Source organism: Spirosoma sp. KNUC1025, from assembly GCF_045160025.1.
Lineage (GTDB): Bacteria > Bacteroidota > Bacteroidia > Cytophagales > Spirosomataceae > Spirosoma.
On record NZ_CP087139.1, the window covers coordinates 1,128,222 to 1,145,298 of the forward strand.

General features: G+C 49.9%; 11 protein-coding genes. 9 read left to right on the forward strand and 2 right to left on the reverse strand.

From position 1 onward, the window contains the following. Window positions 1–9 precede the first annotated feature (9 nt). Window positions 10–1,827 carry a hypothetical protein gene (locus LN737_RS04895; protein ID WP_405516715.1) on the reverse strand — a complete coding sequence of 606 codons (1,818 nt, stop codon included), beginning with the start codon at window positions 1,825–1,827 and terminating at the stop codon, window positions 10–12. Between the two features lie 157 nt (window positions 1,828–1,984). Between LN737_RS04895 and gcvP the strand changes: the two genes are divergently transcribed. From gcvP to LN737_RS04910, 3 genes are all read left to right on the forward strand, one after another. Beyond that, entirely contained in the window at window positions 1,985–4,888 is a 2,904-nt protein-coding gene (gene gcvP / locus LN737_RS04900) for an aminomethyl-transferring glycine dehydrogenase (protein WP_405516717.1), read from the forward strand. Between the two features lie 222 nt (window positions 4,889–5,110). Then, complete coding sequence (locus tag LN737_RS04905) at window positions 5,111–7,111, forward strand: OmpA family protein (protein WP_405516718.1); 2,001 nt, start codon at window positions 5,111–5,113, stop codon at window positions 7,109–7,111. 66 nt (window positions 7,112–7,177) lie between these two features. Then, entirely contained in the window at window positions 7,178–7,987 is an 810-nt protein-coding gene (locus LN737_RS04910) for a tryptophan-rich sensory protein (protein WP_405516719.1), read from the forward strand. A gap of 43 nt (window positions 7,988–8,030) precedes the next feature. Here LN737_RS04910 and LN737_RS04915 read toward each other — a convergent pair whose 3' ends face one another. Then, entirely contained in the window at window positions 8,031–8,471 is a 441-nt protein-coding gene (locus tag LN737_RS04915) for a peptidylprolyl isomerase (protein WP_405516721.1), read from the reverse strand. 152 nt (window positions 8,472–8,623) lie between these two features. On the opposite strand from LN737_RS04915, the gene LN737_RS04920 reads away from it, so the two are divergent. From LN737_RS04920 to LN737_RS04945, 6 genes are all read left to right on the forward strand, one after another. Beyond that, window positions 8,624–9,538 (forward strand): helix-turn-helix domain-containing GNAT family N-acetyltransferase, encoded by a 915-nt coding sequence (locus LN737_RS04920; protein WP_405516723.1) that lies wholly within the window; start codon window positions 8,624–8,626, stop codon window positions 9,536–9,538. 260 nt (window positions 9,539–9,798) lie between these two features. Next, window positions 9,799–10,731 carry an AraC family transcriptional regulator gene (locus LN737_RS04925; RefSeq protein WP_405516725.1) on the forward strand — a complete coding sequence of 311 codons (933 nt, stop codon included), beginning with the start codon at window positions 9,799–9,801 and terminating at the stop codon, window positions 10,729–10,731. A gap of 170 nt (window positions 10,732–10,901) precedes the next feature. Continuing rightward, entirely contained in the window at window positions 10,902–14,078 is a 3,177-nt protein-coding gene (locus LN737_RS04930) for an efflux RND transporter permease subunit (protein WP_405516727.1), read from the forward strand. After that, window positions 14,075–14,374, forward strand: a complete 300-nt coding sequence (locus LN737_RS04935; protein WP_405516729.1) for a DUF952 domain-containing protein — start codon at window positions 14,075–14,077, stop codon at window positions 14,372–14,374. Before LN737_RS04930 ends, LN737_RS04935 begins: the two co-directional genes overlap by 4 nt. 17 nt (window positions 14,375–14,391) lie before the next feature. After that, complete coding sequence (locus LN737_RS04940) at window positions 14,392–15,492, forward strand: efflux RND transporter periplasmic adaptor subunit (RefSeq protein ID WP_405516731.1); 1,101 nt, start codon at window positions 14,392–14,394, stop codon at window positions 15,490–15,492. Continuing rightward, a complete protein-coding gene (locus LN737_RS04945) occupies window positions 15,489–16,985 on the forward strand; it encodes an efflux transporter outer membrane subunit (RefSeq protein WP_405516733.1) in 1,497 nt (498 codons plus the stop codon). Before LN737_RS04940 ends, LN737_RS04945 begins: the two co-directional genes overlap by 4 nt. Window positions 16,986–17,077: the final 92 nt, after the last annotated feature.

Genomic DNA, 17,077 nt, shown 5'->3' on the forward strand with positions numbered 1-17,077 from the left:
AGGGGCAGGTTATACATCGAGCACTACGTCAAGCGGTTGATAGGCTTTGGTCGTTCCCGTAGTCAGGCAGAGCCATAGTACGTAATGGCCGGGTTTTAAATCTCTTTTATCCAGAACGCAGGTAAAACCAGGATGCGTATACTGCCTGCCCAACGCATGATCGTCAGCATCGTCTAACGTAAACGCATACGTATCGAATGCGTAACAGTTCGAGGGAGAATTTGCCACAATCTGAACCGACAAATCACGGGGTTGCTCTTTGTTCAGTAGTGCCCAATCCCGATACATCACCACAAAATTGCCGGAAATGTACGGTTTCAGTTCGTACGTTACGTTATGAGTAGCCACCAGCAACGCGGAGTCGAACGGCTGAGGCTGACTTTTCAATGCGCTGAACGTCAGATTCGGAACCTGGTAAATCCCTTTTCTGTATGCATCTTCAAAAACGGGGCGGGCTACATCCAGATTGCCCCAATGGAGGGATAGGTTGGCTGGATTGTCGTTGTAAAGAGCGCTGCTATAGCGTAATTGCTGGGCCCGGTCGGCAATGCGATGTCGATTTCCCTGATTGGTTGCGGAAAAATAAAAGAACAGACTAACACCCAAATAACTGATCAGTACGCCCATCCGACCGTAGTGGTGCGTAATGCTTTCAACTGCCAGCACTGCCTGCGTAGCAAACAGCATGACCACCACAATACCGTAACGTGGCGAAAACGCCTGTACCACGCCCATCCCCGACCGGGATGCCATCAGTGACAGGCAGGTAAGGTAAAGAAATGCAATCCACCCAACCAGTGGCAGGTGAGCGTTCAACCGTTTTGTGTACCACAAATAGCCCAGTAGCCCCAACGTTATGAGCAGCGACACAATGCCAAACAGGATGGCAACGGTTGGTCTTCCGGGCCCTACCATGGCGCCGATCAATGAGAAAAAATAGCTGATTGCCCGACCGGTATGGTTAAATAGGGAGTCAGCAATGTCGGGGTGGTAGGGGGGCCTGATGTAGTTCAGGAAATACAGTCCGATGGTGACGGCGCTAAGCCCTACCCATAAGACCAGCCGCTTATAAGATGCCATGAAAAGTAGCAGCAGGGCACCGGCAATAAACGTAAAGAGCCCATTGCCACTAGTGTATGTAGCCAGTACAGCCGCTCCACAGGCCAGCACAAACGCCTTCTGGCCAGGCTGACATAGACTATACAGGCCAAACATGGCAAAAGGAATGACGTACAGATTCTGTAACGCAGCCATGCTCCAGGTCGATAAATCCCAGTATTGGAAGGAAAACAACGTAAAAGCAACGGGCAATAAGTAAATCAGCTTTTGGGGCATCGGTATCGATCGGAACACTACCCGCATAAAAAGATAGCCGATCAGTAGTGGTGCCAGATTCCCGATAAGAATCAGATGCCTGAAATTCAATTGACCCACCCAAGCGTAGTCGGTCAGAAAAATCAGCCGGTCAAAAACGATCCGATGCTCGTTATACTGCGAAAAAATCAGCTTTAGTTTGCCCCATGCGCTCAATCCACTAAAAGAATAGTCTGAGATAAATGAAAGAGCACTGTTGAAATCATCCTCAAACGGGAAATTATAAGCGTTTTTGTAAATCGTTACGTAGTAAATAACAACCGGTATGGCCAGCAAACCAATCAGAATGTATTGCAGGCCACGCGATCCCGACGCCTGCGATGAGGCAGCCGCTGACGAAGTTGATGGACTGGGCGACGAGTGCATGAATGACCGGGCCTGATACGTATTGTCGTTTTTTGGGAGGAAAAGACGTTGAGAAATGTGGATAAGTTCGGCTGTAAAAGTTGCCATCGAACAGAATAATCGAAATTTGATGTGGTAAGTATAGCTCATTATCGCCGATCAGGCAAGGAAGTGGCACCGGCTTATGGATACAATTAGCCTTGCCATAGGGCTTTTACGACGGTGTTGTGTAAATTTGCATTATACTAAAAGATGCTATCGTTCAATGAGGTTAAATCTTCAACAAACAGACATATTTGAAGATCGGCACCACGGTCAGACCGAAACGGCTCAGGCCGAAATGCTCAAAACTGTAGGTGTAGAATCGATCGATGAACTCATCAACCAAACTGTTCCCGATGCTATTCGCCTGGCAAAGCCGTTAAATCTGCCAGAACCCAAATCAGAGACGCAGTTTCTGACTGATTTTAAAAAAATAGCCGGTCAAAATAAAGTTTTCAAATCGTATATTGGTACCGGTTACTACGATACCATTACGCCGAACGTAATTCTTCGGAATATTCTTGAAAACCCGGCCTGGTACACTGCTTATACACCTTATCAGGCCGAAATTGCTCAGGGACGGCTGGAAGCTCTGCTGAACTTTCAGACAGTTGTGTCGGACCTGACCGGAATGGATCTGGCGAATGCCTCCCTGCTCGACGAAGGGACCGCAGCTGCCGAAGCCGTGCACATGCTTTACGCAACGCGTCCGTCGGCAAAGAAAAATGCCGCTACGTTTTTCGTGTCGGAGCGATGCCATCCGCAAACCATCGACGTAGTACTGACACGAGCTACACCGTTGGATATTACGGTTCTGGTTGGTGACCACCGCACGGTAGACCTCACCAATGACGCCATTTTCGGTATGCTGCTTCAGTATCCGGCATCTGACGGAGAACTGTTCGATTATACCGACCTGATTGCTACAGCGCATGAGCGAAACATTACCGTTGCCGTTGCGGCTGATCTGCTGGCGCTGACCATGTTGACATCTCCCGGCGAAATGGGGGCCGATGTGGTGGTTGGTTCATCGCAGCGCTTTGGCGTACCGATGGGTTTTGGTGGTCCACATGCTGCCTTTTTTGCCACGCGTGATGCCTTCAAACGGCAAATTCCGGGACGTATCATTGGCGTCTCGCAGGATGCTGAAGGGAAGCCTGCCCTGAGGATGGCGCTGCAAACGCGTGAACAACACATCCGTCGTGAAAAAGCTACGTCCAATATCTGTACGGCGCAGGTGCTGCTGGCCGTGATGGCTGGTAGCTATGCCGTTTACCACGGACCGAAGCGCCTGCGTGCCATTGGCGAACAGGTGCATGCCTTAACGAAAGCCTTTGCTACAGCCTTACGGTGGAGCGCACACGAAGTTAGTACACAGAACTATTTCGATACGGTTACCGTCCGGGTTGACGACGTCGAGTCATTACGTAAATCGGCACGGGCTGCCCAGATTAACCTGAATTATCTGCCAGACGGTGAGCATGTCAGTGTGTCCTTTGACGAAGCCAAGTCCTTTCATGACTTAACGGAATTACTGACTGTATTCGGCGTAAAAGCGGATATGGATGCTATTCTGGAAAGTCTGGAACTGAGCTGGCCTGAACAGCTGGTTCGTACGTCGGATTATTTGACGCATCCGGTCTTCAATACGCACCATACGGAGCATGAGATGCTGCGGTACCTGAAATCACTGGAAGAGAAAGACCTTTCGCTGGTTCACTCCATGATTTCGTTGGGAAGCTGTACGATGAAACTGAACGCCACGGCTGAAATGATTCCCGTTACGTGGCCGGAGTTTGGAAAAATTCATCCCTTTGCCCCAAAAGACCAGACAGTTGGCTACCAGCAGTTGTTTACGGATCTGAATGCGTGGCTTTGCGAAATTACAGGCTTTGCCGCTATGTCGCTGCAGCCCAACTCGGGCGCTCAGGGTGAATACGCAGGGCTGATGGTCATTCGGGCGTATCATGAAAGCCGGGGCGACGAACACCGTACGATTGCACTGATTCCACAATCGGCCCACGGAACAAACCCTGCCAGCGCCGTTATGGCTGGTATGAAAGTCGTTATTGTGAAATGCGATGATCGGGGAAACATTGATGTGGTGGACCTCAAAGCTAAAGCCGAACAATACAGCAGTGACCTGTCGTGCCTGATGGTGACGTATCCGTCCACACACGGGGTGTTTGAAGAGAGCATCAAAGAAATCTGTGCTATCATCCACCAGCATGGCGGACAGGTGTATATGGATGGAGCTAATATGAACGCGCAGGTTGGCCTGACCTCACCGGCAACCATCGGCGCAGACGTTTGCCATCTGAATCTGCACAAAACATTCTGTATTCCTCACGGTGGTGGTGGACCGGGTATGGGCCCCATTGGTGTAGCACCGCAGTTAGTGCCGTTTTTACCAGGTCACGCCGTAGTGAGTATCGGTGGTAGTCAGGCCATCCATGCCGTATCGGCAGCGCCTTACGGCTCAGCCAGCATCCTGACTATTTCCTATGCGTATATTGCCATGATGGGTGGTGAAGGGTTGACCAATGCCACAAAACGAGCCATCCTGAATGCCAATTACATCAAATCCCGCCTGCAAGGTCATTACGATACGTTGTACACCGGCACCAACGGGCGTTGTGCGCACGAAATGATTATCGATTGCCGCCCGTTCAAAGCGGCAGCGGGTGTGGAAGTTGAGGACATTGCCAAGCGACTGATGGATTATGGCTTCCACGCACCAACGGTTTCGTTCCCGGTGGCCGGTACGTTGATGATCGAACCAACCGAATCGGAATCGAAAGCGGAACTTGATCGTTTCTGCGAAGCCTTGATAGCTATCCGTAACGAAATTCGGGAAATTGAAACAGGAGAAGCCGATCGTGTCAGCAACGTACTAAAGCATGCCCCTCACACGGCGACGGTTGCGTTGAGTAACGACTGGACCAGACCTTACAGCCGTGAGAAAGCGGTTTATCCGTTGCCTCAGGTACGTTCACGCAAGTTTTGGCCAAGTGTCAGCCGGATCGATTCGGCATATGGCGACCGGAATCTGGTTTGTGCCTGCGTACCCACGGAGGCTTATGCCACAGAGGTTGCTGAAGAGTTGACTGTAGAACAGCAGGCCTAGAATTTAGGTACTGAAACACGGACGGTCGGCCGTTGCTGTGGAAATTTGTGATGGATAGCCTTCAGAAGAAGCCCCTGTTCAATCTCGGATTTTCACGGCAACAGCCGACCGTCTGTTTTACGTTGAAAAAGCCTCAATAAAACGGAATTGTGTTCGTTAAAAAATAGACCCGCCTGAAATTCTGTTATCTTGGGCGTGGAAATGCTTTCTGCTCACAATTCTATGAAAACCAATACGTCGTCTGTGCTGCTGGTAGTCGTGGTTATGGCTCTCTCACTAGCGGGCTGTAATTCGGCTATGCAGGCATATAAAAAAGGAGTTCGCCACTTCGATGCCGGAGAGTATAATTTAGCCCTCACCCAGTTTCAAAAAGCTTCCAAGAGAACCATTGATCAGGCTCGGCTGAATTATTATGAGGCTGAAGCTTACCGCCTGTCCAACCGATTTGGCGAAGCAGTTCCCTTTTATCAAAAGGCCATTGAGGCCAACACAACCGAGCCGGATGCGCGCTTTAATTATGCCTATGCACTGAAGTCGCAGGGCAATTATGCCGGAGCGCTCGAACAGTTGCAGCAGTACGTAGCCAATGCGCCCAAAACGACGGCCAAAGCTACGCTCGATAAAGCAAAACGGGAAGTCGAAACACTCAAAGCGATTGACATCATTGCAAAAACCAAGTCGATGATTACGCTGAAAAATCTGGGTAATCTTAACTCGCCCGGTGCTGAATTTGCGCCGGTACTGCGGGGAGAAGACCTCGTGTTTACGGCATCGCGGAAAGAACAGGTTTACAAGAACAATGGCCTGCCGATGTTGGGCTTATACAAAACAAAATTGCCGAAGAACCCCGACGAAACCGGCAATGCAGCGCCAACAGGAACCCCCGAACAGTTTAGCAACAATGTCTTTCAGGGCGATGTCAACGAAGGAACGCCTGCGTTCTCGAAAGATGGCAAAACGATGATTTTTGCGCGGGGAAATAATGGGAAGAAAAAGGGTGGCCTTGATGTTGACTTGTATATAAGCCGGTTAGGCGATGGGGGTGCCTGGAGTCAGCCACTACGGTTGCCTATCAGCGATTCTACGGCTTGGGATGGTTCTCCGGCTTTTTCGGGTGACGGAAAAACGCTCTACTTTGCCTCGAACCGCGCTGGCGGAGCGGGTGGCATTGACCTGTACCGGACGAGCATCGACGCGTCCGGCCGATTCAGCCGCCCGGTCAACATGGGTCGCGATATCAATACGCCCGGCGATGAAATGTTTCCGTACGTAGGGCCGGATGCCAAGCTGTATTTCGCTTCGGACGGGCATCCGGGCTTAGGCAAACTCGACGTATTTGTGGCTACACGCTCTGGCGGGGTAACCCGTGTCGAGAATATGGGGCAGCCGATCAACTCGCCCGCCGACGATTTTGGTCTGGTTTATGTCGATCCTGCTAAAGGTTTTCTGGCATCGAATCGGTCGGGCGGCAAAGGTGACGACGATATTTATTTCTTTCAGGAAGGTCCCGCCCGCGATACAACGACGATTGCTCAGAATCCGCCTAATGCTCCTAAAACGGTACGTTACTTTCTGGCCGGAACGGTTTCTGCTAATGAAACACCTATCGCTCCGCTTGATTCGGCCAAAGTTCGCATTCTGGATGATGCCACTGGTCAGCCAATCGCTGAAGTGACAACCGGGCAACCGGGTACGTTCGGAAAGTATCCATTGCAGGAAGGGAAAGATTATACGATTCTGGCTGAGCGGAGAGGGTACCTGACCCGCCGGGAGCAGTTTACCATGCAGGGCAAAAGTATCCCCCAGATTTTCCTGACGAAGCCACAAACGGATACAACTTTCAACGTAGCCATTCTGCTCGACAAAGCGACGCTCAACAAGACGTTTGTGCTGGAGAACATTTACTACGACCTTGATAAGTATAACATCCGGCCAGATGCTGCGGAAGAACTGGATAAACTCGTGACGATTCTGAAAGATAATCCGACCCTGAAAATTGAGCTGGGTTCACATACGGATGCACGGGCTAGTGATGCCTATAACCAGAAACTGTCGCAGAATCGGGCTAAATCGGCGGTAGAGTACATCGTTTCGAAAGGAATCGAGTCAGATCGACTTACGTATAAAGGCTACGGTGAAACGCAGTTGATCATTAAAAACGCCAAAACCGAGGAAGAACACCAGCGTAACCGTCGCACAGAATTCAAGATTACGGAGCTGTAATCGCCGTTGAAACAAACAGACAAACCCGTTGGTTGATAGGTATATCAATCAACGGGTTTGTTTTTTATGCAAAACGATAGAATTCGGCAAGTCCTTGTTGTGTTCAGTGTTGTCACGCTGATTGTGATGAATTACCTATCCAATGCAGGCGCATTTGGTGGCAGGACAAACAGCGACATTTCGCACCAGTATCAAACGCTGATCACTCCGGCAGGGTACGCCTTCTCGATCTGGGGATTGATTTTTTTAGGATTGCTGGCCTTCGCCATTTACCAGGCTTTGCCTTCCCAGCGAACCAATTCGCGTTTTCGGGCTATCGGGTGGTGGGTAGTTCTTAATGCATTCTGCAATGCTATCTGGAGCCCTCTGTTCAATACCGAGCACATTGGTCTGGCACTGATTGTCATTCTGGTGATGCTCTTCTCGTTGGTCGTTATTGAGCAGCACCTGCTCGAGCGAACGCACATTCCAATAATCGAAATCGATCCGGACGCTACGTTGCCTGAAGTAGCAGCGACGCCTATGGAAACCTGGTTGGCCCGTATCCCTTTTTCAATCTATTTTGGCTGGCTCACGGTTGCTACCATTCTGAACGTAGCCGTTTATCTGAAAGCAACCGATTTTAGCCTGATGGGCTTAGGCGAACAAACATGGGCTATAGCCATACTGATTGTTGGCCTGTTGGTGGGCGCAATCGTCTTTAACCGATTCCGAAGTGTTGCCTATATTCTAGTATTCACCTGGGCTTACGCGGCCATTGCTGTTGAGCAATCGGGTTATAGCCAGATTCAGCTGATTGCCGGGGCAGGAGCCGTTGTGGCCGTTGTCCTGGCTATTGTCGGGTTGCTTTCCCGCAAAACACCCGTTTATACCTAAACGTAGCGCGGACAAATTAAACCGCGCTACGTTTACGAACGGCTTATTCGTCTTCTAATACGGTAATGCTATTGATTTTGTCGCCCTGACGAATCTGATCAATGACATCCAGTCCTTCAACCACTTTACCGAAAACCGTATGGTTACGGTCGAGGTGCTGTGTATTCTGGCGATTGTGGCAGATGAAAAATTGCGAACCTCCCGTGTTACGTCCCCGGTGCGCCATCGACAAAACCCCCCGGTCGTGGTATTGATTATCGCCTGTTAGCTCACAATCAATCGTATAGCCCGGTCCACCAGCGCCCGTACCCGTTGGGTCGCCACCCTGAATCATGAAGTTAGGAATAACGCGATGGAACGTAATGCCGTCATAGAATCCTTTCTTGGCGAGCGAAATAAAGTTATTAACCGCTTTAGGAGCGTCTTTCTCGAAAAACTCGATTAGCATGGTGCCCTTATCGGTGTTCATTTGTGCCTTTGGCATAACTCGAATCGATTTTGTTGTAGCAACAAAATTACAATGAATTCTCATCCGCCTTGCATTTGTATCCCACACACGATAAGAAAGCAGGTTGTGTAAATAGTTGACTTTGTCAAGTATATTCAATAATCTTGCTCTCCCAAACCGTAACACGTATGAGTGCGATTGCTGATGTACGCGCCTTTAACCGCTTTTATACCAACGTAATAGGTGTCGTTGACCGCCATGTTCTGAATAGCAGCCTTTCACTGGCCGAAGCACGGGTTTTGTTTGAAATCAGGCAACAGCCCCACTGTACGCAAACGCACCTGATTGAGCAGTTAACCATCGATGCCGGATATCTGAGCCGAATTATCAAACGATTTGAACGGGAGGGCCTTATTACTCGCCATCGTTCGGATACAGACGGCAGGGCCAGCTATCTAGTGTTGACCGACCCCGGCCAGGCATTATTTCAGACGCTCAGTCAGGAGTCTGAGCAGGAGCTAAGTACGTTGACCAGCCATTTAAGCAGCGGCCAACTTTCGCAGTTGGTAAACAGTATGCAAACGATAAAGTCGTTGCTCAGCACACCTAGCCCAAGGGCGTCGATCAACATTCGTCATGAGTTGCAGTCTGGCGATCTGGGCCTGATTACCCAGTACCATGGCCTATGGTACGGTCCTGAGTTTGGGTATGATCTAACGTTTGAAGGATACGTAGCACAGACGCTGGGCGAATTTGCTAACACGTATTCGCCTAAGAAAGATCGGGTATGGATTGCCGAAGCTGATGGGCGATTTATTGGCTCAATTGCGGTTGTGGGCCGGTCCGGAAACGTAGGGCAGTTGCGCTGGTTTATACTGGATAAAGCCTTCCGGGGACAGGGACTCGGCAAACGACTGGTGGACCTGACACTGGCTTTTTGTCGGGAGTGTGGGTACAAAAGCATGTACCTGTTAACAACTGCAGACCAGACAACCGCACACCATTTGTATAAACGTGTCGGATTTTCGCTAACTGAAGAGCATGCTCCTGTTCAGCGGTGGGGGCAAACCCTTCGCGAGCAGCGATATGAAATAACTCTTTAAGCTCTTTAGCACTATAGAAAAAAGCGAGTAATCGGATAAATTTATTCTTCAAAAAAGACAATTTTAATAGTTGCTTTTACCCAAAAAATGCAACTAAATTGCCTGACTATAAGTTAGAAATGAAAACATGGGGTTGTCAACTTCTTGTTTTTGTTCAATAATACTCAACGTTATGTTTATTATTGAGTAGTATTACTTGGGTAGGGAGACCTACCAGCCAGCTCACTACCTTTTGGAATGGTCTTTTACGTTTAGTTGCTGTGGAAACTCAACCGATTCCTTACTACGATAATCTGCCCGATTTTTTGAAGGTGGTTAAATCCATCGACTCGACAAACCGTTGTTTTGGCATATTTCCATTCGAACAGTTTGGTGGACCGGGCGAAATCATTCCGCCTTTTCGGAGCAGTACGTACGTGGCCGCTTTGGTAACGGAAGGAAGCGGCACCATTCATCTGGACGGTGTACCCTATTGTGTGAAGCCCGGAACGTTATATGCACTACGTCCTTGGACTGTCCGGGCCATTCATAAGCAGGATCAGTGGCGTGGTTACGTAATGATGTTTACGTCGGAGTTTGTAACGAAACGTTCGGTGCTTTCGGATCCGATGCAGGAATATCCGTTCTACAGAAAAGGCGCTCAGCCTCTCATTCATATCGCTCCCGACGAAGTGGCTGAATTGTACAGTCAATTTGAGCTGTTAGATCGAGAGTTTAGTAATCAGACGCGGTCAAAAGCAGATCGGCTTGATTTAACGTTTCACTTATTGCAGGCATTTATGATCAAGAGTCGGCAGATTTATCGCCAGACGCTCTCGGCTATTGATTATTCGCAGCCTGTCTCGCTGGTAGAGCGTTTTCAAAGCCTGTTGCAAATGTACTATCTGCCCGACCCCAATCAGGTTAACCCCGTTCTATTAACTGTTCATGAAGCAGCTGATCGTCTGCATATTCATCCGCATTATTTGAGTGATATCCTAAAAAAATACACGGGCAAAACGGCCTTACAGCACATACGGGAACGAACGGCTTTTGAAGCCCAGAACCTGATTCGAAACACCGACCTTACGGTTGCTGAAATTGGCTACCGGCTTCACTTTGACGATCCATCAAATTTTACGAAGTTTTTCAAGAGCGTACTGGGCGTAACGCCCCGTGCTTACCGCGAACAGCTTTATGCACTGGCTGCCTGAGCGGGTGCATACTGGTAATAATACGGACCTAACTTTAGCAATCTGCATTTTTTACCAGTGATTCTACAAAACCTACCTGTTCCGCTGAGTTGACGGCTGGTAACTTTGCTTCAATACTAGATAGAGTTAATGTATAATTCTATAGGTGCCAATTACTTACCCGGCCTACTATGTGGATTGTCCGCTTAGCGTTAGAAAAAAAGTATACCATCGCCGTGATGGCATTGCTGATTATGATTATGGGTGGGTTGGCCGTCACACAGATGCCAACCGATATTTTTCCGCGTATCAATATTCCGGTAGTATCGGTCATTTGGGGATATAGTGGCCTATCGACCAATGAGATGGAGAAGATGATTACGAACTTCTCCGAAACGTCCCTCATCAACAACGTAAGTGATGTCCAGCGGCTCGAATCACAGACTTATAATGGGACAGCCGTTCTAAAGATTTTTTTCCAGCCGACCGTTAAGATTGAAGAAGCCATTGCGCAGGTAACGGCGATTTCGCAGACAATTCTGGTTCGGATGCCGCCGGGTACGCAGCCGCCCCTTATTGTCCGGTATAATGCGACCGACGTACCCGTGCTGCAATTGGGCCTTTCATCCGATAGCCTGACCGAATCGCAAATTACAGATTACGCTCAGACACGCGTTCGGCCGCAGATTTCGACCGTGCAGGGGAGTCGCCTGTCGCAGGGATTTGGTGGTAAAACCCGCCAGATTTCAGTTGATCTGGAACCCGATCAGTTGATAGCTTATAACGTAACGCCCGAAGAAGTAACGAATGCTGTAGCGGCTCAAAACCTGACGCTACCCGGTGGTTCGTTGCGCCTGGCCGAGCGGGAATACAACATCCGGCTAAATTCAAAACCCGATGTGATTTCGGCCCTGAATGATATTCCGATCAAGGTGGTCGGCGGCACTACGGTACACATGCGGGATGTAGCCAATGTCCACGATGGCGCTGCCGTACAAACCAATATTGTGAAACAGGACGGTAGCAAAGGGATACTGATGCGTATCGTCAAGACGGGTAATGCCTCAACCACCGAGATCGTTGATAAGATCAAAAATCAGATTTTACCGACTGTTCGGGCAGCCGCCCCTAAAAATCTACGTATTGAAGCGCTGTTCGATCAGTCCCTGTTTGTCCGGGCCTCTATCGAAGGCGTACTGGTGGAAGGCCTGATTGCGGCTTTGCTGACGGCGGCCCTGATTCTGCTGTTTCTGGGTAGCTGGCGTAGTACACTTATTGTGGCCATCTCCATTCCGTTGTCGATTCTATCATCCCTGGTCGCCCTGTATCTGCTGGGCGAAACGCTGAATATCCAGACACTCGGTGGCCTGGCGTTGGCTATTGGGATTCTGGTGGATGATGCAACGGTAACCATTGAAAATATTCACCGAAACGAAGAACTCGGCTTGCCGCTTCGACAGGCGATTCTGGAAGGGGCGCAGCAGATTGCTACCCCCACGCTCGTGTCTACGCTTACGATATGCATTGTTTTTACATCCGTTTTATTCCTTGAAGGCCCGGCTCGTTTCCTCTTCGGTCCGCTGGCAGAAGCGGTTGTGTTTGCGATGTTAGCTTCGTACGTACTCTCTCGTACGCTGGTTCCTGCCCTGGCCGACTTGATGCTCAGAAATGAACATCAGCATGATTCGCGTGGCACTAAGCGACCTAATGCCTTTCGTAGACTATACAACCGCTTCAACAACGGCTTTGACCGGTTTCAGGATCGTTACATTCGCGCACTGGAATGGGTGCTTGCCCACCGGCGAACGGTGTTCTTCGTCTTCATTGGGGTTATCGCTTTTACGGTCGTGCTGTTGCCATTTGTTGGGCGGGACTTCTTCCCGCAGGTTGATGGTGGGCAAATTAAACTGCATTTGCGGGCTCCCGCTGGAACCCGGCTCGAAGCTACTGAACAGATCTCGGCCAAGACGACCGAAATCGTACGGGAGGTTATTCCTGAAGATGAAGTTGGCTCGATTATCAGCAATATCGGTCTGACATCGGAACGGTACAATTTCTTTTTCTCCGACAACTCCACGGCTGGTGCGGCTGATTCGGAACTGCTGATTTCATTGACTGAGGAGCGGTCAAAGCCAACCCTTGAGTACGTTCGTGAGATTCGGGCACGGCTGCGCGAGGAAATGCCTGACGTTACGTATTTTTTCCTGCCTGCCGATATCGTCAGCCAGATTTTGAACTTCGGTCTGACAGCGGCTATCGACGTTCAGGTATCGGGGTTTGACCGGGCTAATAACCTGAAAGTGGCTCAGGAAATGCAGGATAAAATAGCGCAGATTCCCGGTGCGGTTGATGTGCATTTGCATCAGGTACTCGATGCGCCCGAGCTGTTCCTGGATATTGACCGCGAACGGGCCAGCCAGTTTGGCCTGACGGAACAGCGGGTAGCTTCGAACCTCAATATTTCGCTCAGTGGTACCGGACAAACGCGCCCGAACTTCTGGCCTGATCCTAATACGGGCTTTCCCTATCTGATTGTTGTGCAGACGCCACCTTATAAACTGGATTCGTTTGATAAGCTGTTACGTACTCCAATTATTTCGGGGCAGTCTACGCCACAATTGCTTAGCAACGTAATGAAAACAAAGCGTACTACGTCGCCCGTGATTATCAACCGCGTGAATACGCAGCCAAGTTACGACGTGTACGCATCGGTTGAGAAGACAGATCTGGGCTCTGTGGCCAAAGAACTGAACAAGATAGCCGATGAATACAAAACCAAACTGAAGCCGGGCAATGTAATTTCAATCCGCGGTCAGGTCGAGAGTATGGAAAGCGCCTTCAGCCGGCTGGGCTTAGGTATCGTCTTTGCTGCCTTGCTGGTGTACCTGTTGATGGTCGTAAATTTCCAGTCGTTCCGGTATCCATTTATCATCATTACGGCTTTACCGGGTGCTTTGTCGGGCATGGTCTGGATGCTGTTTCTGACCGGCACTACGTTCAGTATTCCGTCGCTGATGGGGGCCATTATGAGCGTCGGTGTAGCCACAGCCAATAGTATTTTGCTGGTAAGCTTTGCCAAAGATCATCTGCCGGAAGTAGGGCATAACGCCTACGAAGCGGCTCTCGAAGCAGGCCGAACCCGTTTGCGTCCGATTATGATGACCGCTATTGCCATGATTATTGGGATGCTGCCCATGTCGCTGGGATTGGGCGAAGGTGGCGAACAGAATGCACCATTAGGTCGGGCCGTTATCGGCGGATTGCTACTGGCAACGGTCACTACGTTATTGTTTGTGCCGGTTGTGTTCAGTTACCTGGCTCGTTCAACCAAGAAAAAAGCGGAGCCCGAAGCCGTTGTGTACGAATGAACCTGATTTATCACATTGTTTCGGCCACCGATTGGGCGGAGCAGGAACATTTACCGGACTATAGCGCTGATAGCTTACAAACGGAAGGGTTTATTCACCTATCGCGTCAGGAACAGGTTAATGATACGTTAAATCGATACTATCGAAGTGTACCAGACCTGTTACTATTGCATGTGGATGCGGATAAGCTGACACATGAATTAAAATACGAAGAGTCGACAAATAAGGCACTTTTTCCGCATCTGTACGGTCCGTTGAATAAGAATGCCATCGTAAAAATTGACGAACTGAATTGAGTTTATAAGCTAGCTGTATGAAAGCGTTTCGAGTCATAATTCCAGTGCTGGTACTGATTGCGCTGTTTGTGTTTTTTGGGGTACTACCCCGTATCAAAAACACACAGGCACTAAAGGCAGCTGCCACCGAAGAAAAGAATCGGGAGCCTATTGTCAACGCCGTGTCTCTCAGGCACTCGTCGGACACAACGGGCCTGATGCTGCCCGGTCAGATTCAACCCTACCGGCAAACGCCCCTCTATGCCCGGACACAGGGTTTTCTGCGTCGGTGGTACGTCGATATTGGTGCGCAGGTAAAACAAGGGCAGTTACTGGCTACGATCGACGCGCCTGAACTGGATCAGGACATTGCCCGCGCTAAAGCCGATCAGCAACTGGCGCAAACCAATCTGGATCGTTTGCAGAGTGTCCAGCTACCCGGTGCCATTGCCAAACAGGATGTAGATACGCGTCAATCGGCCGTAACGGTTGCGCAGGCGAATCTGGGTCGTTTACAGGCTCTCAAAGATTTACAACAGATAAGGGCGCCATTCAGTGGCGTAATTACTAGCCGGACGGCTGAAAACGGTACGCTGGTTTCGCCGGGTTCGGGTCAGCCCCTCTTTACCATTTCTGAATTGGGTATGCTGCGCGTGTTTGTCGACGTACCGCAAACCTTTTATCGGTATATCAAGATTGGATTACCTGCTACAGTTGTGGTTCCAGAGCTGAAAAATCAGGGTTTTAAAGGAAAAGTTGTGAGGACGTCGGGTACGTTACGTAGCGATTCGCGGACATTGCTGGCTGAAATCGCTATTCCGAATCCGAAACAGGAAATTCCTTCGGGGCTGTACAGTCAGGTTAAGTTTGATATGATTGCTACAAACGCGCCGGTTTTGATTCCGGCCAATGCCCTGCAAATTACACCGGAAGGGCCACGGGTTGTTGTTGTTGAAGCCAATCAGCGGGTACGGTTTGTGCCCATTACGCTTGGGCGCGATTATGGAACTACCCTTGAAGCGTCGAGTGGCTTAACTGGTCAGGAACTCGTTGTCACCAATCCTAACGACCGTCTGCGCGACGGACAAAAAGTTCGGCTTCAGAAACCGATAGCCGAAAAATCAGTAGCTCAAAGATGAATACTTATTTAACGAGTCTTTACGTACTTAGTTTACTTGCTTTTCAGGCTAATGCCCAGACAACGCCCCTCAATGCACCGGGGGGCGCTGTTACTGTTCAGCCCGGTGCTACGCCTGCCGGTACAACAGGAACGGTACAGCCACAGCCACCCGTTAGCTCAGCGACTGGCACTCCTGCTATGTCAGCCGGAATGCCAAATCCGAATGGATCGGTACCGGCTCTGACAATCAGCGGTTTTCGTCGCTTTGGCGATCCAGCGCTCGAATCGCTGATTCAATTGGGATTGGATAATAGCCCTAATTTACGGGCTTCGCTAAGCCGGTTGGAAGAAGCACGTATCCGTATTAAAATAGCTCAGTCGTTTCTGTCGCCATCCATTCGGAGTTCAGCGCTCGTTACTACACAAAGCTTGTCTGAACGACGCCCACTTTCCGTTGCCAGTCAGTCCGATCTTTTGCCGCGGTTTCAGTTGAATACCTTTCAATTATTGCCCGTTGATGCGAGTTACGAGCTTGATCTGTTCAAACGGATACGTAACGGCATTGCTGTGGCCAGTTTGCAGGAGCAGGCTAATGATGCCGATTATCAGTCCTTCCGGCTTACACTGGCTTCTGATATTGCCCGAACGTATATGCTGATTCGCGGCAATGATGCCGAACAGGCTGTTTTTCGCCGGAATATTCAGTCGCGCGATACCACACTTTCGATTCTCCGTGAGCGTTTTCGGGTAGGTTTAATTAATCAGATTGACGTGCAGCGGGCCGAAACCGATTATGCCGGTTTACAGGTTACGCTGAGAGGTCTGGAGCGGGCACGTCTCGAACTGATTAATGGGCTGGCTCAGCTCTGCGGACAGGACCCGTCCCAGTTTTCAGTGCCCACTGGTACGCTACCAACGGCTGTGCCTACGTACCCCTACCAGAATGTGGCGCCGGAACAACTGACACGTCGCCCTGATTTATTACAATACATTCGGCAAAATCAGATAGCAGCCGCTCAAGTTACGCTTCAGCAAAGCAGTACACTACCGAGGGTTACGTTGGTAGGGTCAGGGGGCGTATTATCGGGTAAAATCGGGAACTGGTTTACGCCCAGCGCTGCAACTTACCTGGTAGGAGTCAATGCATCTGTGCCGCTGTATGAGGGTCATCGGGCCCGGCAGAACATTGCCCTATCAAGGCAGCAGATTCAAACAAACCAGCAAACGTATCAGCAGGCGCTGCAACTGGCTCAGCGTGATGCCGAAACCGCGTTGGATAATTTAACCTTATTACGTCAACAGATTGATATGCAAGGGCAGACGCTGGCCCTCGCCCGCCGTACAGAGCAGTATAATCGGGAACTCTATGTTCGCGGATTGGCAACGTACCTGGAAGTGCTTGATGCCCAACGTACCATTCTGACAACAGAGCAGCAACTGGTTCAATTACGCAGTCAGGAAGTGCAGTATGCCGTAGCGTTATTGCGGGCTGTTGGGGGCGATTTCAATTAGTAAATGATTGAATATAGGCAACGGACTCTTATCTTGCTGAACGTAGCCCGTATACAAAACTTTTCGAACGTTTTCTATTTTGCGATTCACCG